21 protein-coding genes are annotated in these 23,504 nt (G+C 65.2%); 8 read left to right on the top strand and 13 right to left on the bottom strand.

Annotation, left to right across the window (positions count from 1 at the left end):
• Window positions 1-44 precede the first annotated feature (44 nt).
• Together AC25Y4_RS00470 and AC25Y4_RS00465 are read right to left on the bottom strand one after the other, a co-directional pair.
• On the bottom strand, window positions 45-860 hold the full coding sequence (locus AC25Y4_RS00470) for an ABC transporter permease (RefSeq protein ID WP_488118409.1): 816 nt from the start codon (window positions 858-860) through the stop codon (window positions 45-47).
• Entirely contained in the window at window positions 857-1,888 is a 1,032-nt protein-coding gene (locus tag AC25Y4_RS00465) for an ATP-binding cassette domain-containing protein (protein ID WP_488118408.1), read from the bottom strand. The genes AC25Y4_RS00470 and AC25Y4_RS00465 overlap by 4 nt, the downstream gene beginning before the upstream one ends.
• A gap of 230 nt (window positions 1,889-2,118) precedes the next feature.
• Between AC25Y4_RS00465 and AC25Y4_RS00460 the strand changes: the two genes are divergently transcribed.
• On the top strand, window positions 2,119-2,595 hold the full coding sequence (locus AC25Y4_RS00460) for a LysM peptidoglycan-binding domain-containing protein (RefSeq protein WP_488118407.1): 477 nt from the start codon (window positions 2,119-2,121) through the stop codon (window positions 2,593-2,595).
• An 81-nt stretch (window positions 2,596-2,676) separates the two neighbouring features.
• Window positions 2,677-3,609, top strand: a complete 933-nt coding sequence (locus AC25Y4_RS00455; RefSeq protein WP_488118406.1) for a sulfurtransferase — start codon at window positions 2,677-2,679, stop codon at window positions 3,607-3,609.
• Between the two features lie 22 nt (window positions 3,610-3,631).
• On the opposite strand, the gene AC25Y4_RS00450 is transcribed toward AC25Y4_RS00455, so the two are convergent.
• The 8 genes from AC25Y4_RS00450 to AC25Y4_RS00415 all read right to left on the bottom strand — a co-directional run bounded on the left by AC25Y4_RS00450 (window position 3,632) and on the right by AC25Y4_RS00415 (window position 12,516).
• On the bottom strand, window positions 3,632-4,435 hold the full coding sequence (locus AC25Y4_RS00450) for an SGNH/GDSL hydrolase family protein (RefSeq protein ID WP_488118405.1): 804 nt from the start codon (window positions 4,433-4,435) through the stop codon (window positions 3,632-3,634).
• Between the two features lie 94 nt (window positions 4,436-4,529).
• A complete protein-coding gene (locus AC25Y4_RS00445) occupies window positions 4,530-5,174 on the bottom strand; it encodes an alkylhydroperoxidase domain protein (RefSeq protein WP_488118404.1) in 645 nt (214 codons plus the stop codon).
• Window positions 5,174-5,902 (bottom strand): CMD domain protein, encoded by a 729-nt coding sequence (locus AC25Y4_RS00440; RefSeq protein ID WP_488118403.1) that lies wholly within the window; start codon window positions 5,900-5,902, stop codon window positions 5,174-5,176. Before AC25Y4_RS00440 ends, AC25Y4_RS00445 begins: the two co-directional genes overlap by 1 nt.
• Window positions 5,903-5,941: 39 nt before the next feature.
• Window positions 5,942-7,063: a putative FMN-dependent luciferase-like monooxygenase gene (locus tag AC25Y4_RS00435; protein WP_488118402.1), complete on the bottom strand. Its 1,122-nt coding sequence runs from the start codon at window positions 7,061-7,063 to the stop codon at window positions 5,942-5,944.
• A complete protein-coding gene (locus AC25Y4_RS00430; RefSeq protein WP_488118401.1) occupies window positions 7,060-8,742 on the bottom strand; it encodes a dipeptide ABC transporter ATP-binding protein in 1,683 nt (560 codons plus the stop codon). The genes AC25Y4_RS00435 and AC25Y4_RS00430 overlap by 4 nt, the downstream gene beginning before the upstream one ends.
• Window positions 8,739-9,683: an ABC transporter permease gene (locus tag AC25Y4_RS00425; protein WP_488118400.1), complete on the bottom strand. Its 945-nt coding sequence runs from the start codon at window positions 9,681-9,683 to the stop codon at window positions 8,739-8,741. The genes AC25Y4_RS00430 and AC25Y4_RS00425 overlap by 4 nt, the downstream gene beginning before the upstream one ends.
• A complete protein-coding gene (locus AC25Y4_RS00420) occupies window positions 9,680-10,720 on the bottom strand; it encodes an ABC transporter permease (protein WP_488118399.1) in 1,041 nt (346 codons plus the stop codon). The genes AC25Y4_RS00425 and AC25Y4_RS00420 overlap by 4 nt, the downstream gene beginning before the upstream one ends.
• 167 nt (window positions 10,721-10,887) lie before the next feature.
• Window positions 10,888-12,516: a TIGR04028 family ABC transporter substrate-binding protein gene (locus tag AC25Y4_RS00415; protein ID WP_488118398.1), complete on the bottom strand. Its 1,629-nt coding sequence runs from the start codon at window positions 12,514-12,516 to the stop codon at window positions 10,888-10,890.
• A gap of 270 nt (window positions 12,517-12,786) precedes the next feature.
• Between AC25Y4_RS00415 and AC25Y4_RS00410 the strand changes: the two genes are divergently transcribed.
• Window positions 12,787-14,676: a glycerophosphoryl diester phosphodiesterase membrane domain-containing protein gene (locus AC25Y4_RS00410; RefSeq protein ID WP_488118397.1), complete on the top strand. Its 1,890-nt coding sequence runs from the start codon at window positions 12,787-12,789 to the stop codon at window positions 14,674-14,676.
• A gap of 182 nt (window positions 14,677-14,858) precedes the next feature.
• Here the strand turns inward: AC25Y4_RS00410 and AC25Y4_RS00405 are convergent, their stop codons facing one another.
• Window positions 14,859-17,417, bottom strand: coding sequence for a DEAD/DEAH box helicase (locus AC25Y4_RS00405; RefSeq protein WP_488118396.1), 2,559 nt, complete (start codon window positions 17,415-17,417; stop codon window positions 14,859-14,861).
• A gap of 67 nt (window positions 17,418-17,484) precedes the next feature.
• Between AC25Y4_RS00405 and AC25Y4_RS00400 the strand changes: the two genes are divergently transcribed.
• The 4 genes from AC25Y4_RS00400 to AC25Y4_RS00385 all read left to right on the top strand — a co-directional run bounded on the left by AC25Y4_RS00400 (window position 17,485) and on the right by AC25Y4_RS00385 (window position 20,734).
• Complete coding sequence (locus tag AC25Y4_RS00400) at window positions 17,485-18,027, top strand: ferritin family protein (protein WP_488118395.1); 543 nt, start codon at window positions 17,485-17,487, stop codon at window positions 18,025-18,027.
• Between the two features lie 2 nt (window positions 18,028-18,029).
• Window positions 18,030-18,836 (top strand): family 1 encapsulin nanocompartment shell protein, encoded by an 807-nt coding sequence (locus tag AC25Y4_RS00395; protein WP_488118394.1) that lies wholly within the window; start codon window positions 18,030-18,032, stop codon window positions 18,834-18,836.
• Between the two features lie 124 nt (window positions 18,837-18,960).
• Window positions 18,961-19,524, top strand: a complete 564-nt coding sequence (locus AC25Y4_RS00390) for a GrpB family protein (protein ID WP_488118393.1) — start codon at window positions 18,961-18,963, stop codon at window positions 19,522-19,524.
• Between the two features lie 709 nt (window positions 19,525-20,233).
• The gene (locus tag AC25Y4_RS00385) at window positions 20,234-20,734 is read left to right on the top strand and encodes a hypothetical protein (protein ID WP_488118392.1); all 501 of its coding nucleotides are present in this window, start codon (window positions 20,234-20,236) and stop codon (window positions 20,732-20,734) included.
• Between the two features lie 197 nt (window positions 20,735-20,931).
• Here the strand turns inward: AC25Y4_RS00385 and AC25Y4_RS00380 are convergent, their stop codons facing one another.
• Window positions 20,932-21,303: a hypothetical protein gene (locus AC25Y4_RS00380; protein WP_488118391.1), complete on the bottom strand. Its 372-nt coding sequence runs from the start codon at window positions 21,301-21,303 to the stop codon at window positions 20,932-20,934.
• Between the two features lie 157 nt (window positions 21,304-21,460).
• Window positions 21,461-22,048: a TetR/AcrR family transcriptional regulator gene (locus tag AC25Y4_RS00375; RefSeq protein WP_488118390.1), complete on the bottom strand. Its 588-nt coding sequence runs from the start codon at window positions 22,046-22,048 to the stop codon at window positions 21,461-21,463.
• Between the two features lie 127 nt (window positions 22,049-22,175).
• Between AC25Y4_RS00375 and AC25Y4_RS00370 the strand changes: the two genes are divergently transcribed.
• Window positions 22,176-23,372 (top strand): FAD-dependent oxidoreductase, encoded by a 1,197-nt coding sequence (locus AC25Y4_RS00370; RefSeq protein ID WP_488118389.1) that lies wholly within the window; start codon window positions 22,176-22,178, stop codon window positions 23,370-23,372.
• The last annotated feature ends 132 nt before the right edge of the window (window positions 23,373-23,504 follow it).

Genomic DNA, 23,504 nt, shown 5'->3' with positions numbered 1-23,504 from the left:
GGCTGCCGCCTTTCGCAGGGCCGAAAACGGCGCCCCGCGCCGTTTTAGGCCCTGCGCATGTAAGCCCGGACCGTCAGGGGTGCGAACACCAGAACGATGACGGCCGCGCCGGCCAGCGCGAGCGCGGCATCCACTCCGAAGGTGCCAGAGACTGTCAGCTCACGCACGGCGGTGACCAGGTGCGATACCGGGTTCGCGTTCACAAAGCCCTGCAGCCAGCTCGGCATGGTGTCGACCGGTACGAAGGCGTTCGAGAGGAACGTCAGAGGGAACAGCACGATCATCGAGATGCCCTGCACGCTGCTCGCGCTGCGGGCAATGACACCGAAGAAGGCGAAGACCCAGCTGATCGCCCATGCTGACACGATCACCAGCAGGATCGCGAGGATCACGCCGCCAAGTCCGGCTTCCGGGCGGAAGCCCATGATGTATCCCATGGTGAAGGTGAGCGTTGACGCGATGGCGTAGCGTACGGTGTCGGCCAGCAGCGCACCGGCCAGTGGTGCGATGCGGGCGATCGGCAGCGATTTGAACCTGTCGAACACGCCCTTGTCCATGTCCTCCCGTAGCTGCACCCCGGTGACGACCGACGTTGTGATGACCGTTTGCACCAGGATGCCGGGGATGATCACCGGCAGGTAGCTCGCCACATCCCCGGAGATCGCCCCGCCGAAGATGTACGTGAACATCAGCGTGAAGATGATCGGCTGCAGAGTCACATCGAACAGCTGCTCTGGCGTGCGCTTGATCTTCAGCAGGCCGCGCCAGGCCATCGTGAAGGAGTTGCGCATGGTCTGCTCGAGGCTGACGCGATTGCCCAGGGTGCGCGTTGCCCCTGGGGCGATGATGGTGGCGCTCATGCGCTGATCCTTTCGGGGGTGGAGTCGGTGTCAGTGGAGGAGGCGGCGGTGGCCGCGGTGGTATCGGTCTCCTCGGCGACGCCGTGGCCGGTGAGCGTGAGGAACACCTCGTCGAGGGTTGGCTTCTGCAGCGAGAATTCGGTCAAGCGGATGCCGGCCTCACGCAACACCACGAGCAGTTCGGTGACGCGGTCTGGGTTATTGATCGGCACGTTGATGCGGGAGCGCTCTGGCGAAACGGTGCCGGGGACGCCGAGGAGTGAGTGGATGGCGCGCAACGCGTCATCGGCATCCGTCTGGTCGACGAGGGTCACCTGCAGCGAGGCTTCGCCAACGGATGCCTTCAGCTCGTCGGCCGTTCCCTCTGCAACCACGATTCCGCGGTCGATCACCGCGATGCGGTCGGCAAGTTGGTCGGCTTCGTCGAGGTACTGGGTGGTGAGCATCACCGTCGACCCTGTCGCGACCAGACGGCGGATGGTGTCCCACATCTGGGCGCGGGTGCGCGGGTCGAGGCCGGTGGTCGGCTCATCGAGGAAGATGAGGGGCGGTTGCGAGATGAGGCTGGCAGCGAGGTCGAGGCGTCGGCGCATACCGCCGGAGAAGTTCTTGAGGGGGCGCTTGGATGCTTCGGTGAGCCCGAATTCGTCGAGCAGGTCTGCCGACTTCTTTCGGGCGGCAGCGCGGCCAAGGCCATGCAGGCGGGAGAAGAGCACGAGGTTCTCGGTGGCGCTGAGGTTCTCGTCGACGGACGCGTACTGGCCGGTGACACCGATCAGCTGGCGAACGATCTGCGCTTCCCGCTGTACGTCGTGGCCGAAGACTCGGGCTTCGCCGGCATCCGGTCGGAGCAGGGTTGCGAGCATGCGGATGGTGGTGGTCTTTCCGGCACCGTTGGGGCCGAGCACTCCGTAGACGGTACCCGTGCGAACGTTGAGGTCGATCCCGTCGACCGCGCGGTTCGCGCCGAACGTCTTGACGAGTCCGTGGGCTTCGACGGCCCAGTCTGAGGTGGTTGTGGTTGTCATAGGCACCATGCTGGTCGCGGCGACTTTCATGGCGCTGTCACGGTGCTGTCACCGCGCTGTCACTGCTGTCCAGTTTTGGGGGCAGCGGTACGCGCGGGAATCCGCCTAGGATGATCACACGCTGCACCGCGGGACGATCCGCAGGTCAGAGACATATTCAGCGATGTTCTCAGCAGCGGAACAACCGGGGGATCACTATTTTCAGCACGACTAACCTGCGCCGCACCGTTGTGGCGGGCGCAGCATCCGTTCTTCTGCTCACACTCGTCGGCTGCGCAAGCGCCCCTGAACCGGTCGTGACAGAGACCATGACGATGGCACCGAAGCCGACCCCGACGAAGACCCCGAGCCCCACCCCGACAGCGGCCCCCGTGCCCACCGCCGAACCGGCGCCCGTCGAAGAACCAGAGCTCGTGCCGAACCCGCCGCTCGGTGAAGTCGTGCCGAACGCGCCTGCGCCGCTCGTTGAACCAGGACCGGCCGTTGAGCTCGGCTCGATTCCAGGGGCGACCGGATCGACGACCACCGACGGCTCCGGCAACCTGCTGACCTACACGGTGGTCAGCGGTGACTCATTCTTCGACATTGCGCAGCGGTTCGACGTTCCCGTGCAGCAGCTGCTGCACATGAACCCGTCGGTGCCCGGCCTCGGCGAGGAGATCTACATCAACCAGGTCATCAACCTGGACTGGACCACCAAGCGCTAACCACGTACTGATTCTCGCGCCGCATTACCCCTTGTTTCACCCGGAGGGGCGGATTCCGCGCCCCGGGCCTAGCGTTGCCGCATGACAGCTTCCGCCGCATCCGCCCCGCTCGATTCCACGCAGCTTGTTTCTACGCAGCTTGTTTCTACGCCGCTTGTTACAACACAGTGGCTGGCTGACCACCTCGGTGAGAACGACCTCGTCGTGCTCGACGCCACCGTGTTGCTCACCAAGGCGCCGAGCGGCGGATCGCGCTGGCTGAGCGGTCTCGACCAGTATCTGGTCGAGGGTCACATTCCAGGCGCGGTCTTCGCCGACCTGCTGGAGGTGTTCTCCGATCCGGCCGGCGAATTCGGTTTCGCGCGGCCGAATGCCGAGCTATTCGAGCAGGCGGCGGCATCCGTTGGAATCGACAATGCGACATCCGTCGTGGTCTACGACACGTCGGTGGGGCACTGGGCCGCGCGGATCTGGTGGCTGTTTCGCGCCTTCGGCTACGACAACGTGGCCGTGCTCGACGGCGGCTACACGAAGTGGACGGCAGAGGAACGCGCCACCGAAACCGGCTTCGTTGAGCCCCGAAGCGTCGCCGGCTCGGCCTCCCGCTTCACGGCCGTCGAACGCGACGGCCTCTGGGTCGACAAGGCATACGTCGAGTCCGTGGTGGCCGGTGAAACGGATGCCGCGCTCGTCTGTTCTGCACCTCCGACCGAGTTCTCCGGCGAAGTGAGCTCGCGTCCGCGGGCCGGGCACATCCCGGGGAGCGTGAGTGTTCCGGCGAGCCGATTGGTCGACCGCGAGACCAATGCGTTTCTCCAGGGTGATGCCTTGGATGCCAAGCTCGCCCCATTCGTCAGCGCACCTCGATTCGTGACGTATTGCGGGGGCGGCATCGCTGCGGCGTCGAGCGCCTTCGCGCTGGTGCGTGCCGGGCAGCAGAACGTCGCTATCTACGACGGCTCGCTCAACGAGTGGGCAGCGGATGCCGCCGCTCCCCTGACCGTGACCGTCTAGCTCTGGGTGCCCATCCGCAAAGTCAGCTTGACGTCACGTCGTGATCTGCAAGGAGCCGAAGGATGCGGCGGGCAACCTCCTGCATGCCGCGGGCGGTCGGGTGGAACGAACTCGACATCTTCGTGATTCTCAGCGGCGTGATCCACGGATCGCTCGAACCAAGCCCATGGGACTGGTTGTACGCCGAGGCGGGAATCACGTCTGCCCCTGTGCGGCGTGACGCCTCCATGAATGCTGCCGATAGCTGTTGGCCCAGCTGGCGGATGTGCTCAATCTCGTCGCCCGTGAATCGGAGCGTGGGTCCTGGCCGGGATTCCTGGGTGAGGATCGGCAGATTGTCGGCCAAGATCACACGGGCATCGGGCGCTCGCTCACGGATGTCCTCGACAATCCGCACCAGCCCGTCGGTGGCGACATCGACCTCCTCCTCCGTCACGGGATGAAGGGGGTTTCGAGCACGGAGGCGCCGGCCGAGGGTGTACGTCAGCTGCGAACTTTTCAGGCGCTCCACAATGCCCGTCGTCATGACCGCGGGCAGGTAACCGAGATCGTTGCCGCCCACTGTGACCGTCACCAGATCGCTGGATGGCCCAACTGCCTGGATCTGTGGTGGGAACGTGTGGTCCCGGCTGCGCTGCGGCAGGTCGAGGACGTTCGCCGTTGTGGCACCTGAAACCGTCGCGTCGACAAGCTCCGCGCCCAGCGTTGCCGCGACGAGGTGCGCGTAGTTTCGCCCCGAACGCATGGCACGCCGATCCACAACGGGCTTGATTCCCGGTCCCGCGGCGAAGGAGCTGCCCAGGGCGACCATCTTCGAGTACGGCATGCGTGCCTCCCCACCACGGAGCGTGTGAACGCAAGCCTCATCGGCACCCCACACATTGTCAAGGCAACCGGGACGCCACGACTCAAGTATCGGGCTAGGCCTTCGGCAGCTCCGGCTCTCCCAGGCTCAACATCAGGCGATTCGCCCAGTTGAAGAACGCCGCGCCATGGATGACATCCGCGATCGACAGGTCATCAAGACCCTGCGCACGCAGCTCGGCCAGGTGCTCCCCCGTCAGTGCGGGCGGCGTTGCCGTGAGGGCAACGGATGCCGCGATGATGGCCGTCCAGCGCGGGTCTTGTGGCGCATCCGTTCCCTCATCGAGCAGGCGCTGCACGTCGTCGCCGCGCTTGGAGTGGTGCGTCGCGAAGCGCGAGTGAACGGATGCGCAGAAGATGCAGCCGTTCGACCGGCTGGTGGCGGCGGCAGCCAGTTCTCGCTCGGCGCGGGGCAGGCCAGCCTGGGTGTTGTAGAAGATGTCCTTGTCGGTGCGGGTGCGGGCGCCGAGGATCTCCGGGTCGCGCGCCAGCAGCGAGAAGTACGGTGACTTCGCGCGGGACGCATCCACGAGTCCTGCCCAGTGCCGCTCGGTCAGCTCAGCCTCTGCAAGCGGTTCGAGCCAGGGCACCCAGCCGAGATCGTCCTGCGTGAAGACCTGCGGACGCGCCAGCTCTGGGTACGGGATAGTGGATTCAGACGTCGCGGTCGTCGACGTGGTGGGTGTGGCGGTGTCAGTCATCAGAGGCCCTTCGGGATGTCAGTGGATGCAGCGGGAGACGACGCAGCGATGTCGGACGACGCAGCGATGTCGGCGGCGAGCAGCCGGAGTCCGGCGATCACCCGAACCTGGAAGCTGAGGAAGGCGACCAGCTGCGACAGGGTGACGATGTCGGTCGTCGACCAGCCGGCATCCAGCAGCACCTGCAGCGCATCCGCGCTCGCCTCGCGCGGACGGAACATTAGCAGGTGCGCGTGCTCGAGCGCCGCGACCAGGCGCGACCCGAGTGCGTCTCGGTTCTGGTCAGCGACGAGGTAGCGCGGCCCGTCGACGTTCTCGGCGCTCAACGCCTCCGCCGGGTACGCGCCATACGGCCCGGTGGTGGCGCCGAGGACAATCTCGCCCTGCACTGCGGCGGTCACGTCGGCGCCGTCTCCGTCGCCGGCCGCCCCATCGGCATCCCGCAGTCGCGCTTCGTAGAACGCACGGGTCTCGGCGTCGTCGTGCAGCCCGATGACGAAGGTGGCGACCGCGAAACGCTCGCGCGCGGTCACGGTTCCGGGGTACTCCGGCTCAAACAGCGCGTCGTAGCTGGCCTGCGCGTTCGCCTTGGTTGCTGGGCGCGCGTCGCGCAGTGCGGCGATGGCAGACCCTGGTTCGATGCCGACGAGCTGGTTGATCACGTCGGCGCGGCCGTCGGGGCCCGACGAGGCGATGCCGGCCGCGACCTCTGGTGTGGTGATGGTCATGGTGTGCTCCAGTGCTGGGTCGTAGTGCTGTGGGTGTGGTCAGGAGATCAACGCGGATGCCGCGCGCCCGGCGCCGCTGGCGTGCGTGGCGGTGCCGGTGGCCGTGCCAGTGCCGCCCACGCGCGCGCCGATGCCGAGCGCCGGTGCGACCTCCGTGGCGATGAGCTCGATCGAGCGCAGGATGAGCTCGTGTGGCGGATCGACGGAGTGCACCTGGAACACCACGTCACTCACGTTGTCGAGCGACCGGTCGGCCGCCAGCGATTCGATGACCTCGTCGACGGTGCCGACGTGGGTGTCGAGCGAGACGATGAGTTCGTCGAGGGTGTCGCCGGAGATGGTCTGGCCGGATGCCCGGAATCCCGCGATGGCCCTGCGCAGCCCGATCTCGGCGTAGCGCCGCGCTTCGGCGCGATCGTCGGCGACGAACAGGGTGCGCGACGCCATAATGCGCGGCGGGGTCCCTGCAGGCAGCGCCTCGAAGTAGGCGTCGATGATGGGGAGCTGGATGTCGGAGAGCGTTGCGCCCAGGGCATCCGCTGGTCGTGGCTGTGTGCGGGAGAGCATCAGGCCGTCGCCGGCAGCGCCTGCCCTGGTTGCGCCGGCCGCGGAGAACGTTGCCTGCCAGATGCGGCCGAGTAGGTCTGGCGCTGCCGGGTAGAGCCGGTTGGCCGCAGCAGAAGACGGCGCATCGGACGGCGCGGCAGCAGCCTGTCGCGCCCCGAACTCCTCGCCGGCGAATGCGTCGCGTACGATCTGCAGGTGTTCGGCGAAGATGCGGCCGCGGTCTGAGCTCTCGTGTCCGAATGCCGTGAACGAGGATGGCGTTCCGCCGGAGCCGACGCCCACCTCGAGCCGCCCGTTGGAGAGCAGATCGAGCACGGCGGCATCCTCTGCGACCCTGATCGCGTTCTCGAGGGGCAGCGTGATGATGCCTGTGCCGAGCCGGATCTCGGAGGTCAACGCCGCGACGTGCGCGAGGAAGACCAGGGGCGATGGCAGACCGCCCTCCTTCTCATGGAAGTGGTGCTGGGCGACCCAGGCCGAATCGAAGCTGAATCGTTCAGCGGTGGTGATCTGCTGGGCCGCGAACCGGTAGCGGTCGCCGGCCGGCACCTCGTCGAGGAGGCGAGTGAAGAAGCCGAGGCGTCTGGTGGTCATACGAGGATGTTCCTTTCGTGGGGCTGCAGTGGTACCTGCACCTGCGCTGGCACCGGGAGCGGCACCGGCACGGCGGCCAGCAGCTCACGGGTGTAGTCGTGGGTCGGGCGTTGGAAGACCTGCTCAGCGCTGCCGCTCTCGACGATGCGGCCTCGGCTCATCACCGACACGGTGTGGGAGATCTGCCTGACGACCGACAGGTCATGCGAGATGAACAGGTAGGTGAGGTCGAGGTCGCCCTGCAGCTGGCTGAGCAGCTCGAGAATCTGCGCCTGCACCGTCACATCGAGCGCCGACACTGCCTCGTCAAGCACAACCACCCGCGGGTCGACGGCGAGCGCCCTGGCGATCGCAACGCGCTGGCGCTGCCCGCCGGAGAGCTCACGGGGCTTCCGCTCGAGGGCGGCAGCCGGCAGGGCAACGCGGTCGATCAGTTCCGCGGCACGCTTCGCCCGCCCCTGACGGTCGGCGAGCGCGAAGTTGCGCAGCGGTTCTGCGACGATCTGGCCGACGCTCTGGCGCGGGTCGAGCGAGGCGAATGGGTTTTGATAGACGAGTTGGATGCGACGGCGCAGCTGCCGAAGCGCCTCACCGCGCAAGGGCGCGACGTCATCCCCATCCACCTCAACGCGCCCGCTCGTCGGCTCCTCGAACCGCACGATCATGCGCGCTGTTGTGGTCTTGCCCGATCCTGATTCGCCGACGATGGCGTGGGTGGTACCGCGGCGCACGCTGAACGACACGTCGTCGACGGCGCGGAAGCTCGCACCGTTCCTGGTCGGAGCCGCGAATTCCTTGACCAGGTTCGTGACCTGGATGGCCGACGGGTTCTCGGCCGCGACACTGCCGGCGTCACGCAGGTAGATGGGCGGCTTCTGCGACCGGAACGCAACGGGAGCCAGCGCCGGAGCGTTGGCCAGCAGGCGCCTGGTGTACTCGCTCTGCGGGTTGGCCAGCACCTCACTCGTGTTGCCCTGCTCCTGGATGCGGCCGTCCTGCATCACAACCAGCCGACTCGACCGGCTGGCGGCGACGCCGAGGTCGTGGGTGACGAACAGGATCGCGGTTCCAAACTCGGCGCGCAGGTCGTCGAGCAGGTCGAGGATGCGACGCTGCACGGTGACGTCGAGGGCGCTCGTCGGCTCGTCGGCGATGATCAGTTGCGGCTCTAGTGCGATCGCGATGGCGATCAGCACACGCTGGCGCATGCCGCCGGAGAGCTGGTGCGGGTACTGCGCGGCGCGCAGTTCAGGGTCAGGCAGGCCGACGCGGGTGAGCAGCTCGACAACACGGGCAGCGATGTCGCGCCTGGCACCCTTCCGGTGGATGCGGAGCACCTCGCCCACCTGCGCGCCGATGGTCTTCACCGGGTTCAGCGAGCTGGTCGGGTCTTGTGGCACGAGGCCGATCTGAGCGCCGCGCACGGTTTCGAGTCGTTTGTCTGGCCAGCCGGCGATGTCGGTGCCGTTCAGCAGAATGGAGCCATGGTCGATCCGTCCATTCCCCGCAAGCAGGCCGATGATGGCGTGCGCGGTGGTCGACTTGCCAGAGCCGGATTCACCGACGACGGCCACCACCTCACCGGGTTCGATCGCGAACGACACGTCATGCACGACGCGGGCTGTTCCGGCAGCCGTGCTGTACGACACGGCGAGGTTGTTGATCTCGAGCAGACTCATGCGCGCTCACCTCCGATGGACTGGCTGATGCGGTTCGTCGACAACACCACGAGCACGACGAGGATGCCGGGGAAAGTGGTCAGCCACCACGAGGTCGCCACGTAGTTGCGGCCCTCCGCGATGAGCAGGCCCCACTCCGGCGTGGGCGGCGGTGCACCGTAGCCGAGGAAGCCCAGTGTCGAAATGGCCAGGATCGCGACACCGAACTGCAGGGCCGCGAGCGAGATGACCGGCGCGAGCGAGTTCGGCAGCACATGACGGATGAGCACGGTTCCGAAACGCCCACCAGACCCGAAAGCTGCCTCCACATAGTCGGCGCGGCGCACCCGCACGACCTCAGACCGCGACAGCCGAGCAAAGGAGGCGATGGACGCAACACCGACCGCGATCGCGGCGTTCACCGTGCCGAAGCCGAGCAGGATGATGATGGTCAGCGCCAGCAGCAGGCCGGGGATCGACAGCAACACATCGATGACGCGCATCAGGATGTCGTCGATGATGCCACCGACCGACCCGGCGACCAGGCCAATGGCTGTGCCGACCACGAGCCCGACCGTCACGGCCACGAACGCGCCCGTCAGTGAGTTGCTGGCGCCGAAGATGACCCGGGCGAGAAGGTCGCGGCCGAGGGCATCCGTCCCGAACGGATGCGCGCCGCTCGGGGCCTGCAGCTTCTCGGCGGCGACGCCGCTGAGGGGATCGAATCCGGTGAAGACGCCGGGCAGGACAGCCCAGAGTGCGACAAGCACGACCACGGCCCAGGCGAGGATGAGGCCGAGCGACGGGCGACGGCGACGACGGCTCTGCTGCCGTTCTCCGCTGGCGGAATCAGGAGCAGGCGCGGTGGCGGGAATCGCAGCGACGCCAGTACGTGCACGAGCGGCATCAGCGGCACCAGCGGCATCCGCTGAAACAGCGGCTTCAGAGTTCAGGACGGTCATGCGAGCACGGTGCCTTTCGACTCGGCGGCGGCTGGAGTGGTGGCAGAAGTCACGGCATCCGTTGTTGTAGCGCTGCCGGTGCCAGAGCGCGGACGCCCGGTTCGCTTCGGGGCAAGCCGGGGATCGAGCACCGGATAGAGCAGGTCGACGACCAGGTTCACGGCAACGAAGACGAGCGCAGAGAGTACGACGATGGCTTGCAGCACGGGAACGTCCTGCGAGGTGACGGCCTGCTCGGCGAGGCGCCCGATGCCGTTGCGGCCGAAGACGGTCTCGGTCACGACTGAGCCGGCGATCAGCTCGCCGAAGATGAGGCCGGCGATGGTGAGCGTTGGCACGAGGGCGTTGCGGGCCACGTGGCGCCAGAGGATCCACTGGCGGGATGCCCCTTTGGCCTGGGCAACGGCCACAAACGGCTGTGTGTAGACCGCGTCGAGGCTGCGGCAGAGTATCTGGGCCAGTGGGGCGGAGATCGGGATGGCCAGGGTGAGGATCGGCAGGATCAACAGCTGCGCTTCTGTCCCGCCGATCACGGGCACGAGCCGCAGCTGGAAGGAGAACACCTGCACGAGCAGGATGCCGAGCCAGAAAGTCGGGATGGAGATGAACAGGCTCGGGGCCGAGAGCAAAACGCTCCGCAGCCAGGAGAAGCGTGTGTAGCTGGCGGTGAAGGCGATGGCTGCGGCGAGCAGGATGGCCAGCAGGAAACCGCCGGTCGCGAGTTTCAGCGTCTCTGGGAGCCCCTCGGCCAACCGTTCGATCACCGGGGTGCCGGTCTGGATCGAGTACCCGAAGTCGCCGCGGAGGAAGCCGAGCAGCGTGTGCAGGTACTGGATGACGGCCGGCTGATCCACACCGTAGCGCTCCCGGATCTCCAGGATCTGGGCCGGTGACAGACCCAGCTCCGGATTCTCAAACTTGATCATGACCGAGTCGCCCGGCAGCGACTGCAACAGCACGAACGTGATCGTGAACGCCGCCCACAATACGAGGGCTGCCTGCCCTACTCGTCCGGCGACGTACCTGAGCCTGCTCATATCCGCCCCTTTCCTTGTCGTTCGTGTCTGTGGGTATCTGGCCCATCCCGGTGGTTGAGGAAGGCGCGAGCGTGCGAGCCCCTGTCTCGAAACCAGGCGAGTCGGGATCGACTCACGCGGTTTCGAGACGGCATGGCGGCCTCCTCAACCACCGGAGGTGGTGCGTGTTACTTGTTCAGCCAGACGTTGTAGAAGCTCGGGCGGCCGACCGATTCGAAGGTCACGCCCTTCACGTACGTTGCGGCTCCATACACCTGCGGTTCCTCGAAGAACGGAATCGCGTAGCCCTGGTCGATGATGTATTCCTGGGCTGCGGCGACATCCGCGTTCCTGGCATCCAGGTTCGGTTCGGCGGCTTCAGCTTCGAGCAACGCGTCGAGCTGTGGGTCGTTCGACAGGATGACGTTGCGGTTCTTGGTGTGGAACTGGCTCTTGATCACGTCCTGGTCTGCACGCCCGACCATCGAGTGGTTGAGCGCCGTCTTCTCCGCGTCCTTGATGTCGGCCGCGAGCGATCCAGAGTCAGCCGGTTTGACGTTCAGCAGCACGCCGATCTTGGTCCACTGCTGCGCCACGAGTTCGAGCGTCTGCTTCGACAGCGGCTGGGCGGACGCGACGAACACGTTGAGCGAGAGCTGCACGCCATCCTTGACCCTGATGCCGTCATCCCCGGCGACCCAGCCAGCGGCATCCAGCAGCTTGTTGGCCTTCTTGGGGTCGTACTCGAGCTTGTCGGAGAGATCTTCGTAGCCGAGCGCGCTCTGGGACAGCACCGAGGTGGCCCGCGGGTAGTTCTTCGTGAAGATCGTGTCGACGATCTCCTGCGTGTCGGTGCCGGCCTGCAGCGCCTTCCGCACGTTGATGTCCTGCAGGATCGAGTTCGCGGGGCGCAGGAACAGCCCGTTGTTCACGCCGCGGGTCTGCGGCGCGTACAGGTCGAACCCTGCTGCTTCAACGGATGCCTCATCAAACGCCTGCACGTACCGTACGTAGTCGGCCTGGCCGGAGAGCAGCGAGCCGATGCGCACGCTGTCTTCAGGGGTGACGATGACCTTGACCTCGTCGAGGTACGCGCGGCCCTGGTGATCGCTCGACGGCGGTGCCCAGTCGTAGTCCTCGCGAGCCGCGAGGTCGATTTCCTTGTCGACGATCTGGTTCGACACCGTGAACGGGCCGGAGCCGACGATGTTCTTCAGCTGGCACTGCTCTTCGTAGGGCAGCGCGAGAGTGGCCGGCGATACCAGGCCCGACTGGATCACCGAGGTGCCCTGCAGGAACCCAGGCGAGGGCTGCGTGAAGACGAACTTCACGGTGTGATCGTCGATGACCTCGCTGTGGTCGTAGTTGTTGATGGCCTCGGACACGGTGAGTTTCAACTCAGCGTTTCCCTTGCCATAGGTGTCGAAGTTCGCGGCGACGGCGGCGGCGTCAAGCGGGGTGCCGTCTGAGAAGGTCACGCCGTCGCGGATGACGAAGGTGTACTCGGTTGCCGTGTCGTTGATCGTCCATGACGAGGCGATCCAGGGCTCGACCTCGAGCGTTTCGGGGTCCTGGTAGGTGAGCTTGTCGGTGATCTGGTTCACGATTCCGCCGTTCGGGTAGAACCCGGTTCCCGGCAGGTAGAGGCAGGTCGGAGCCTGGTACTCGAGGTACGTGAGCGAGCCGCCGGTCACCGGTTCGCCGGCCGACGCGCCCGACGTTGACTCCTGGGACGCGGGGGCGGCGCAGGCGCTGAGGATGACGGCAGTGCTAAGCACCGCTCCGGCAATGAGTGAAGTTCGTGTGATGCGAGACACTGTGGATCCTTTCGCTGTGAGGTGTGGGACTGATCGTGGCAACAGATGTCAACACCGGCGAGAAAGGCCGTCACATGGCTACCGCGTTCGTCACGGAACGTCACGTCCTTGCACTCTCGCGATTCGTGGGGATCTGGCGCCACGCCCGGGCGGCTTCGCGCGGGGGTTTCTCCCATTTCGGCGTGCCTACAATGCACTAGTGCACAGATCTCCCACACGCCCCAGCGCAGTGCCTTGCGTCGTACCAACTTTCACCCAGCGCACAGCGCAGTGAGACGTGCATCTGCCCCTCTGCCATCTGCCCCGCTGCGAGGCGACGCCGAGCAGGAATCTGCACCGTCAGCGCACCGGCAGCGCGTTGCCCTGATCGACGCCGCCCGGTTCGTAGCAGTGCTGCGGATGACGCGTGCCTCGTTCTGGCACTATCTGGCGATCATCCTGGTGGTGCAGGGCACCATCGTGACGTGCGTGATTCCCGCCATCACCAGTCTGTTTGAACTGGCACTGGCCTCTGCAGGCCTCTCAAACCTCACCGACCGCAACCTCGGCACCATGCTGGCCGACCCGATCGCCGTATTGCTGTTGCTCCTGATCGCCGCCATCGCGCTGACGGCCGTGAGCCTGCAGGTCTCCACCATCTTCATCGTGGCCAACCGGCAGCAGGCCGGACGATCCCTCGGCATCCGAGGGATCGTCGCGGCTCTGCTCTGGCACCTGCGCAGGGTCTTCCACTACCAGTCCCCCGTGCTGCTGGCCTATTTCTTCCTCGTCGCTCCGCTGGGTGGCCTCGGCCTGCTCTCTGTGCTCACGAGCGGAATCGGGATTCCGCCGTTCGTCACCGGCGAGTACATGAAGACGCCCATCGGCGCCACCGGATACGTCGTCGTCATCATCGCGATCTTCTACGTGAACCTGCGCCTCATCCTCGCGCTGCCGTTGCTGGTCGTCTCCGGTCGCACGCCGCTCCGCTCCCTCGGCCGGAGCATCCTCGCGACCCGCCGCCGGTCCTGGCAGCTGCTGGTTTCCGTCGGCGGCCCTGTGCTCGTTGCCGTGCTGGTGTCGTCGCTGGGCATTGAGCTGATCATCAGGGTGACCGAATTCGCCGCAGACCTCCGACCGGGGGCGGCCGTTGTGGTGGAATCCGTGGCCATCGGCACCGGCCGTGCCTTCGGCTTCATCGTCGTCGGAATCACCCAGGTGGTTGTCGCCCATATCCTCGTCGCGATCAGCCGTGACCTGCTCGGCATGCACACTGTTCGACCGGAGCCGATGACGGTTCGTCCGAGGGGTGCGCGTGCACAGTCTGCTCTCGCCTGGTCGGTCTCGGCCATCCTGGTCATGGGCATTGGGATGGATGCGGCTCCCGCGGTCGCCACGCCCGTCGCCGCGGCGTCGGACACGCTCGTGATCGCCCACCGCGGTTTCATCGGCGGTGGCGTTGAGAACACGATTCCCGCGCTCGAGGCGGCGGCAGAAGCGGATGTCGACTACGTCGAGACCGACTTCCAGCAGACCGAGGATGGCCAGTTCGTCGCGAGCCACGACAGCAACCTCTTCATGGTCGCCGGCATCAACCGGAACATCTTCGACATGACATTCGAGGAGGTCACATCGACCCGAGTGCGGGTAGGTGGGCACAGCTCCACGATTCCGTCGATGGCTGAGTACGTCACCCGCGCGGCCGAACTCGGTGTTCCCCTGCTCATTGAGCTCAAGGTGCACGGGCACGAGTCGCCCGATTTCGTCGATCAGTTCCTCGCCGAGTTGGATTCGCTCGGGGTGACGGAGAGCAACATCTACCACTCGTTGAGCGCAGAGGCGGTGGCAGAACTGAAGTCGAAACGCCCTGAGCTCCGGGTCGGGTACACGATCGCGATGACGATCGGCGACCTGCCAGATGTCGACTGCGACTTCTTCGTCGTGGAGCAGGCCTCCTTCAGTGAGGAGTTCCTCGCTGAGGCGCACGCCATCGACAAGCCGGTCTACGTCTGGACGGTGAACGGCGAGGAGACCATTCGCGACCTGCTGCGCGTTCCCGTTGATGGAATCGTCACCGACCATCCGGACACGGCCATCCGGTACCGCTCACTCATCGCCGACGAGCGCGGCTTGTCGTTCCAGGTGAGCGATGCGCTGAGCGACCTGAGCGTGTTCCGCTAGCTGGTCTCGAGACGGCCCTGGCGGGCCTCGTGAATTCAAGCATCGCCGACCAACGGCAATCCCGCTGATTGAGGAGCGCCCGAGGAACGAGGCCGCGTCTCGAAATCGAGCCACGCGGGCTGAACGCAGCTGCGCGGCAGTTGCAACACCCGCATAGCTGCGTTCGACCCGCGCAGCAGGTTCTAGAGCCGGTTCACCCCGGTCACCCGCACGACAGCGGCCCCCGCCTCGTCCGAGGCGGCCAGGTCGACCTCCGCGCTGATGCCGAAGTCGTGGTCTCCTGCAGGGTCGTCGAAGATCTGGCGCACGGTCCAGCATCCGCTTGCCACTGTGCCGTCTGGCCGAGTGCCGGTCTCGTCGAAGATGATGAGTGACGCACTGCGAGCATTGCCGCCGGTCTGCACCTCGTCGTATTCGTCGAAGTAGTCGTCCATGGCGTTGGCCCATGCGTCAGCGTCGAAGCCGCTGTCCCGATCGAGGTCGCCGAGCGCCTCGTACTGCTCACGGGCAGCGAGCTGCACGCGCCGGAACATCTCGTTCCGCACCAGGATGCGGAAAGCGCGCACGTTCATCGTGAGGCGCTTCGGCGCTGGCGGCAGCACAGCGGTGGCGCCGGCCTCATGCGCGGCGAGGTCGGGGTGGATCAGCTCCTCCCACTCGTCGAGGAGGCTGGAGTCGACCTGGCGCACCAGTTCGCCGAGCCATTCGATGAGGTCGAGCAGGTCTTCGGTCTTCGCCTCATCGGGCACGGTCTGCCTGGTTGCCCGGTAGGCATCCGACAGGTAGCGGAGCACCACGCCCTCGCTGCGGGCGAGCTTGTAGTACGCGATGAACTCGCCGAACGACATGGCCCGCTCGTACATGTCGCGCACGACAGACTTCGGCCGCAGTTCGAAGTCCGCAATCCAGGGCTGCGACAGCTTGTACGTGTCGAAGGCGTAGGTCAGCAACTCATTCAGCGGCTTGGGATGCGTGATTTCGTCGAGCAGTGCCATCCGCTCGTCGTATTCGATGCCCTCAGACTTCATGGCGGCGACGGCCTCGCCGCGCGCGTGGAACTGTTGCCCTGAGAGCACCGGACGCGGGTCATCGAGGGTCGCTTCGACGATGGAGATCATGTCGAGCGCGTAGTTGCCCGTGCCAGTCTGCACAGTGGGGTCGGGGTCGAGCAGCTCGAACGCGGCGAGCGCGAAGGGCGACAGCGGCTGGTTGAGCGCGAAGTTCGGCTGCAGGTCGACGGTGAGACGGATGATGGTCTCCCCCGTCTTCGCGTCGGTCACCTGCTCGACGATCCCGGCGGCACGCAGCGTCTTGTAGATGCCGAGCGCACGCTTGGCCAGTTCGAGCTGGCGCTTCCACGGCTCGTGGTTGTCGAAGACCAGCGAGTACACGTTGGCGAAGGCGTCGCCGCCGCGGGCGATCACGTTGATGAGCATGGCGCTGGTCATCTGCATGCTCGAGGTGAGCGTCTCAGGCTCGGCCGCGACGATGCGCTGGAACGACGGCTCTCCCCACGACACGAAGCCCTCAGGCGCTTTCTTGCGGATGATCTTGCGGCGCTTCTTGGGGTCGTCTCCGGCCTTCTCGATGGCCTTGAGGTTCTCGCTCTCGTGCTCTGGTGCCTGCACGACGACGGTGCCAGCGGTGTCGTAACCCGCGCGACCCGCACGCCCGGCGATCTGGTGGAACTCCCGCGCGTTCAGCTGGCGCATCTTCGTGCCGTCGTACTTGGTGAGCGCGGTGAACAACACGGTGCGGATAGGCACGTTGATGCCGACGCCGAGAGTGTCTGTGCCGCAGATCACGCGGAGCAGGCCGCGCTGGGCCAGCTGCTCAACGAGACGCCGGTACTTCGGCAGCATGCCGGCGTGGTGCACGCCGATGCCCATCTTGATCAGGCGCGACAGCGTCTTGCCGAAGCTTGTCGTGAACCTGAATTCCTTGATCAGCTCCGAGATGGCATCTCGCTGCTCTCTCGTGGCCACCTTGGCGCTGGCCAGTGCCTGCGCGCGCTCGAGGGCGGCGGCCTGCGAGAAGTGCACGACGTAAATCGGTGACTGGCCGGTGCCGAGCAGGTCTTCGACCGTCTCGTGGATCGGCGTTGTCTCGTAGTAGTAGTGCAGCGGTACCGGGCGCTCAACACCGGTAACGACGGCGGTCTCCCGGCCGGTGCGGCGCTTCAGATCTGCAGCCAGGTCGGTGACATCACCGAGCGTGGCCGACATCAGGATGAACTGCACCTTCGGCAGCGTGAGCAGCGGCACCTGCCAGGCCCAGCCGCGATCGGGGTCTGAGTAGAAGTGGAACTCGTCCATGACGACCTGGTCGACGGGAGTGTCCTCACCGTTTCGGAGGGCCAGGTTCGCGAGGATCTCCGCGGTGCAACAAATGATGGGAGCGTCGGAGTTGACGGAGGAGTCCCCCGTCATCATGCCGACATTCTCTGCGCCGAATACCTCGACGAGGGCGAAGAACTTCTCGCTTACCAGCGCTTTGATGGGCGCGGTGTAGAACGAGCGCTTGCCGGCGGAGAGCGCGGCGAAGTGGGCGCCGATAGCGACCAGCGATTTACCGGTGCCTGTCGGGGTGCTGAGGATGAGGTTCGCGCCGGAGACGATCTCGATGACCGCTTCTTCCTGCGCTGGGTACAGCGTGAGCCCCTGGCGGCCGGCCCAGAGTTCGAACGCCTCGAACAGCACATCGGGATCGGTTACGTGCGGCAGTGCTTCGAGTGTTGACATGATCCTTCGATCTTGCCTTACCCGGGCGTACTGTCGGAGCAGATCTGTTGGTTGAGAAGGAGTTCTCATGGGATTTGATCAGTATCACGAGCCGGCGAATGAGCTCTCGGCCGAGACCCGAACCTTCGCGCGCATGTGCGCCAACCTCACCGAAGAGGCTGAAGCCATCGGATGGTATGAGCAGCGGATGTCGCTTGAACCGGATGCCGTCTCCCACGCCATCATGGCCGACTCACTAGGGGAAGAGTTCAAGCACTTCAGCATGGACCTGGAGTTCTTACTGCGACAGAAGCCGCTCTGGCGGGAAACCGCGCGCGGCATCCTGTTCCAGGATGGTGACATCGTCGAGAACGGCGAACGCTCAGAGGCCGAGGCCGGCGCGAAAGCGGATGGCGGCGCGAGCGGCGGTTCTGGTGGCGGTGGGGCTGGCGGCAGCTCGAGCAGTGCGGCTGGGTCTGGCGGCCTTGGCGTTCCCGCCGCGGACAGCCGGTTTAACGGGACAGGCGTATCGCGCGCGACCGGCGGCAACCCCGCGGTGAGTGCCAGACGCGACGCAGCCACACAGGGCGCCGACCTCGGTATTGGAAGCTTGAAAGGCACGGGATTCTAGCCATGGACCATCTGCTGCGCGCTCACGCCCCGATCTCCGATGCCGGTTGGGCGCTGCTCGATTCAGAGGCAAAGCAACGACTGATCGCGGCGCTCGGCGCTCGCAGGCTCGTTGATTTCGCCGGCCCGTTCGGCTGGGAGTACTCAGCGACGAACCTGGGGCGCACGGAGTCGTTACCGATCTCGCCGGTCGAGGCGGTCACCGCCAGGCGGCGCCTGGTGCTTCCGCTGGCGGAGATCCGGGCAGAGTTCACCGTCTCCCGCGAAGAATTGCTCGACTACGACCGGGGCGCCGTCGACACCAATCTCGACAACCTCGACGACGCGGCCATGCAGATCGCCCTCGCCGAGAACATTGCTGTGTTCCACGGCTGGATGGCGGCGGGAATCGTCGGCATCTCAGAGGCGTCCCCGCACACGCCGGTGCCGCGGGTCGAGGACTTCTACGACTATCCGCAACGGGTGGCCAAAGCCGTCGAGGTGTTGCTGTCGAGCGGGGTGAGCGGCCCATACGGGCTCGCCGTTGGCCCCGCGCACTACACGGCGATCATCGAGACGGCCGAGCACGGCGGATATCCGCTGTTCGACCACGTGCGCAAAATCCTGGGCGGGCCGATCGTGTGGGCGCCCGGCGTGCGCGGGGGCGTTGTCGTCAGCCTGCGCGGCGGGGACTTCCTCTTCGAATCCGGCCAGGACCTCTCGGTCGGCTACGAGTACCACGACCCGGACGACGTGCACCTCTACCTCGAGGAGACCTTCAGCTTCCGGGTGGCGACCCCAGAAGCGGCGATCAGCCTGGATGCGTCCTAGACGCCCCCAAGCAACATCGTCGTTCTGCTCGTGTTGGCTGTCTCATACTTAACGGTGCGCATTGCGATTCGAGCGGTAGGCAATGCGACATCGAAACACTACGACCGAATGGACGGATGATCGCATGGCCAACAACGTTGAACGTCGTCGAGCAGACGTTGAAGAGGTCGAGCTAGTCGGCGGATCTGAAAAGCGCCATCTCGAAGTGGTCGGCTACGACGAGAGCTGGCCCGATATTTTTCTTGACCACCATGCACGAATGCGGAAGGCGCTTGGAACGGCGGATGTCGAGGTCGAACACATCGGATCGACATCCGTTCCCGGACTGGCAGCCAAGCCGATTGTCGACATCCTGGTCACGGTTGACGACATCACCGCAGAAGAGGACTATCTCGTTCCTCTCTTGGCCGCAGGATATGAGTTACGAACTCGTGAGCCTGGCCATCGTCTGGTGCGCACTCCAGCACGCGATGTGCATATCCACATCCTGGAACGAGGCGACCACGCTGCAGACAACTACCTCCTCTTCCGCAACCATCTCCGCGCGGATTCGGACGACCGCGCTTTATACGAAGACACAAAGCGAGCATTGCTGAATCAGGGCTTCGACGACATGAATGCATACTCCGATGCCAAGACCGACGTGATTGCGGGCATCATGAGTCGGGCGCTCTCGGCTGGAGCCTAATGCGATCTACATCTATCCCGGTGACACTTAGTCCAGGGTTATCGAGTCGGTGCCGTCCCAGTCGGCGTAGGTCAATGTGATTGTCAGCGGGGTCGCTCCCGAGCCGCTGGGCACGGTGAACTCGTGTGTTGTCGCCGCCATGTCAGCCGTGCACGGATCGTGTGGCGACGATTCGAAATGAATCGTGACCGTATTATCGGCTTCCGATTCGATTGATGTCGGGATGGGTGGGCAGCTAGAGCTACCCCAGGTGGTGATGGCGAACGTCTGATTCCTCTCAAGCCAAGTGCCTTGTGGTGCAGACTCAGAGAACGCCGTCCCTTCGACGGGGCCACTGGACGTTTCAGCGGTTCCTCGGTTCGTGCGATCCGCGACGCTCGACGGCTCTCCCTGATCCGAGGCGATCGGCGGTACCCCCGTGCAGGCAGCGAGCAGCATCACGGCAGAGAGTGTTACGAGTGCCGTAATTCCCCATCTCGTCATCCTCGAAGCATGCCGGACAGCGGAACGAAGCGCTACTCCGCGAAGCTAGTCATCGCCCGTTCGACTTACGGACGCCAACACGACTGATCGAAGATGTTCGGGCGACCGTCCCGGGCGTTGGCGCCGCTCTCCGACCGGGATCCGGTCGGAACCCGCAGATCTAACACGCTAATAACGAAACCTCTGGAGCCTACCGTCGCATTCAGTGGTGTGAGAGCGTCGAAGTATGAGCAGACACGTGGATCGTTCCCGAAAAGCGTGGACGGCCGTCATCGGCGTCATTGTCTCCGCCACACTCTCGGGGTGCGCCGGGGCGCCATACATCGACTGCTCGGCTGTCGGCTACATTAACACTTTGTCCGTGCAGCTGACCGGCGACGCCAGCCAAATCGAAGAGGTGCGCCTATGCGATCTCGACGGCTTCTGCTCTCAACTCGGTCACGGAATACAGCCGGTCGAGACGTCCTCCTCTCCGCTCGTCGGCGGCGTCACTCCAACCGTCGCATCTACCTCACCGTTGGACGACCTCTCGCCATACACGGCCAGCGGAAGCGGGAACTCATGGTCGTTCCGGATGCCCAACCAGCCTGAACAGGGCACGATCACGGCCTACTATGCCGACGGCTCCGTGGCAGCAGAAGTTGCCACAGACTTCGTCTGGATTCGCAGCACCGCTGAATGTGGAGGCCCAGCCGAAGCCGGTCCAATTGTTCTCCCTTTGACCTGATCCCGTAGCTCATCACGAATCGAGTAATGAAAAGAATGCGGCCAAGAGCGCTCACAGATGGTGAGGAAAATCGCCCGACCACGGGCGCAGTGTGTCATAGTCTCTGCGCCTCATAACCCATGGGTTATGAGGCGCATCGCTGCAGCGTTGCCAGGTCAGGGTGCCCGGAGTGAGGCCTGACTTTTCCCGCGCATTGCTTATGATCCCCGCGAGTAGGCCCTCGTGGCTGGAATCCAGAGCAGGATCGCCGCTATGAGTGCAATCGCGGAGATGAAGTACTGCATTGGGTCAATGTTTAGGAAGGCCGTAAGGATCTGAGCGACGAAGTAGAGGACGGCCCAGACCGCCGCAGCTGCGGATCGCTGCAATACGGCAAGGCCCGCCCAGACGGGCAGTACGACGAGAAATATGGCCGTCAGCAAAAGGGCTATCAGAAGTACCACGGTGGTCGACTCGTCGAAATCGAAAAGGAGCACGAAGACTCCTGTCACGAACGTGACCAGGTTGAATGCTCCGGCTACGAGCAGCGCCGAGGCACCGAGCCAGAGGGTCAACGGTCGTTGGCTCATTTCTTTCGAGGGCACATCGAGTCTGGGCGTCCGCGACGCCTTTATCAAACCTTGTCCATCGAACATGTCGTCCTTCGATTCCATCATTTGCAGTCATCTAGCCGCGAGGTCGCATTTTCGGACGGGTGCATAGCGGCGGAAGTCCGGCACGCCCGGGTCAGTCTCGAAACGTGGTCGCCCATCCGCTGGCGAGGAGTTCGAAGATCTCGCTTATGGCGTCGTGGGGACGGGGGTGCCCTCGGATGAGTGTGGGGACGTCGAGCGCGAAGCGGGCTAGTGCCGCGCTTGCCAGGTCGCTCTGTGGGCGGCCGGTCGCCTCGGCGATGGCTGCGGCGAGTGCGTCTGCGTGTCGGAGCCAGGTGCGTTCGTAGTAGTGACGCAGGGACGGTGTGGAGTCGATCAGGGCGGCCAGCTGCTGGAGGCGAGGGTCTTCGGCAACCGGCGCCCAGGCCTGGACGGCATGGACGCGCAGAGCGTCGAGTATTCCCTGCCCGGTTGGCCGGTCGCGCACGGCCGCGACGAGCTCTGCTTCGAAGTCGTCGCTTCGATCGAAAACCAGGGCTTCCTTGCTCGCGAAGTGCTTGAAAAGCGTGGTGGTGGAAACGTCTGCCTTGTCAGCGACCTCGCGAACGCTCACCGCATCGAAGCCGCGGGCGATGAACAATTCCCAGGCTGCGTCGGCGAGCGCTCGGCTCGTGGCAGCCTTCTTGCGCTCTCGTCGCCCGATGGGCTCGACATCCGTCATGCCATCATGATACCTGTTCGGTTGCACTGTTGCAAAAGTGTACTCGTTGCACTTTTGGTCTGAGTGTGCTTTTGTTGTGATCGCAGTGAGCGAGTGCTCGCTGAGACCCATCCGAGAGGACAACCCCATGACGACTCAGACACTGATCAGCAAAAGAATCAGCATTATCGGTGCCGGCCCCGGCGGCCTGACCTGCGCGCGCATCCTGCAACACCACGGAATCGCTGTAACCGTCTACGACCGGGACCCCGATGCCGCCACCCGCAACCAAGGCGGCTCACTCGACCTGCACGCGGAAGATGGGCAGGTGGCACTTCGTGAAGCGGGCTTGTTGGACGAGTTCTTCGCCCTCGCCCGCTTCGAGGGGCAGGAAATGCGCCAGCTGAGCCCCGCGGGCGAGCTTCTCATGCACCACCGGCCCGAAGCCGGCGAGACCTCAGCGCCCGAGATCGACCGCGGACAGCTGCGGGCGCTGTTGTTCGACTCGCTTGAGCCGGGGACAGTGCAGTGGGGTCGCAAGCTCGAGTCGGTCACCGGGCCCGACGAGGGGCCGCGCGTGCTGACCTTCAGCGATGGCAGCGCGATCGAGACCGATCTCGTGATCGGTGCGGACGGCGCCTTCTCCCGTGTGCGCGCAGCGATCTCGGATTCCGTGCCCACGTACTCGGGTGTCGACTTCCTCGAAGCCTGGTTCGACGATCTGGAGGCCCGTCATCCGCAACTCGCCAAGCTGGTCGGCGGCGGGAGCGCCATGGCCGCCGACGCGAATGCCGCCCTCTTCGCCCAGCGCAACAGCGGTGACCACATGCGGGTCTACATCGTGCGGAGGGAGCCACTGGACTGGATGAGCCGCAACGATCTCACCCCGGCCGACACCGATGGCATCCGCCGTCACCTCGTGAGCCAGTTCGAGGGCTGGTCGGACGACGTACTCCGGATGATCACGGAGAACGACGGGCAGTATGTCGATCGGCCCCTTTTCGTGCTGCCCGCACCGCACGAATGGCAGCGTTCCGCCTCAATCACGCTGCTCGGCGATGCCGCCCACCTCATGCCGCCAGTCGGCGTCGGCGTGAATCTCGCCATGCTCGACGCCAGCGAGCTCGCCCTCGCCCTCGTCGCATCCGACACTATCGCCGAGGCCATTCGCGCCTATGAGTCCACGATGCTCCCCCGCTCGATCGAGCTCGCCGTGCGCCTCGACGGCCACGCCGACTTCCTCCTCGACGACGGAGCGCGACCCCACTTCAGCGACACCGACAGCGCGGACGAGGGACCGAATGAGCTGGTGAGCGGACTGGTCGCGAGCACACCGACCCCGTAGACGACCTGCGCTTCCGACTGAGCCTTACCCTCGCCGAAGTGGACCTGAGGGTGGCTGCGGAGTTTCACCAGGACAAGCGCAGAGAGATTGGTCGAAGGTGAGGCGAAGATCCCCCTTGCGACCCATGGGATA

Source organism: Leifsonia sp. Y878 (assembly GCF_057669685.1).
The sequence above is the reverse complement of the archived record's forward strand: the minus strand, read 5'-3'. Positions and strand labels throughout refer to the sequence as shown.

Excerpts from the sequence above, each read along its gene's own strand:
- AC25Y4_RS00470 (WP_488118409.1), bottom strand. The coding sequence starts at position 860 with ATGAGCGCCACCATCATCGCCCCAGGGGCAACGCGCACCCTGGGCAAT.
- AC25Y4_RS00465 (WP_488118408.1), bottom strand. The coding sequence starts at position 1,888 with ATGACAACCACAACCACCTCAGACTGGGCCGTCGAAGCCCACGGACTC.
- AC25Y4_RS00455 (WP_488118406.1), top strand. The coding sequence starts at position 2,677 with ATGACAGCTTCCGCCGCATCCGCCCCGCTCGATTCCACGCAGCTTGTT.
- AC25Y4_RS00450 (WP_488118405.1), bottom strand. The coding sequence starts at position 4,435 with ATGCCGTACTCGAAGATGGTCGCCCTGGGCAGCTCCTTCGCCGCGGGA.
- AC25Y4_RS00445 (WP_488118404.1), bottom strand. The coding sequence starts at position 5,174 with ATGACTGACACCGCCACACCCACCACGTCGACGACCGCGACGTCTGAA.
- AC25Y4_RS00440 (WP_488118403.1), bottom strand. The coding sequence starts at position 5,902 with ATGACCATCACCACACCAGAGGTCGCGGCCGGCATCGCCTCGTCGGGC.
- AC25Y4_RS00435 (WP_488118402.1), bottom strand. The coding sequence starts at position 7,063 with ATGACCACCAGACGCCTCGGCTTCTTCACTCGCCTCCTCGACGAGGTG.
- AC25Y4_RS00430 (WP_488118401.1), bottom strand. The coding sequence starts at position 8,742 with ATGAGTCTGCTCGAGATCAACAACCTCGCCGTGTCGTACAGCACGGCT.
- AC25Y4_RS00425 (WP_488118400.1), bottom strand. The coding sequence starts at position 9,683 with ATGACCGTCCTGAACTCTGAAGCCGCTGTTTCAGCGGATGCCGCTGGT.
- AC25Y4_RS00420 (WP_488118399.1), bottom strand. The coding sequence starts at position 10,720 with ATGAGCAGGCTCAGGTACGTCGCCGGACGAGTAGGGCAGGCAGCCCTC.
- AC25Y4_RS00405 (WP_488118396.1), bottom strand. The coding sequence starts at position 17,417 with ATGTCAACACTCGAAGCACTGCCGCACGTAACCGATCCCGATGTGCTG.
- AC25Y4_RS00400 (WP_488118395.1), top strand. The coding sequence starts at position 17,485 with ATGGGATTTGATCAGTATCACGAGCCGGCGAATGAGCTCTCGGCCGAG.
- AC25Y4_RS00395 (WP_488118394.1), top strand. The coding sequence starts at position 18,030 with ATGGACCATCTGCTGCGCGCTCACGCCCCGATCTCCGATGCCGGTTGG.
- AC25Y4_RS00390 (WP_488118393.1), top strand. The coding sequence starts at position 18,961 with ATGGCCAACAACGTTGAACGTCGTCGAGCAGACGTTGAAGAGGTCGAG.
- AC25Y4_RS00385 (WP_488118392.1), top strand. The coding sequence starts at position 20,234 with ATGAGCAGACACGTGGATCGTTCCCGAAAAGCGTGGACGGCCGTCATC.
- AC25Y4_RS00380 (WP_488118391.1), bottom strand. The coding sequence starts at position 21,303 with ATGAGCCAACGACCGTTGACCCTCTGGCTCGGTGCCTCGGCGCTGCTC.
- AC25Y4_RS00375 (WP_488118390.1), bottom strand. The coding sequence starts at position 22,048 with ATGACGGATGTCGAGCCCATCGGGCGACGAGAGCGCAAGAAGGCTGCC.
- AC25Y4_RS00370 (WP_488118389.1), top strand. The coding sequence starts at position 22,176 with ATGACGACTCAGACACTGATCAGCAAAAGAATCAGCATTATCGGTGCC.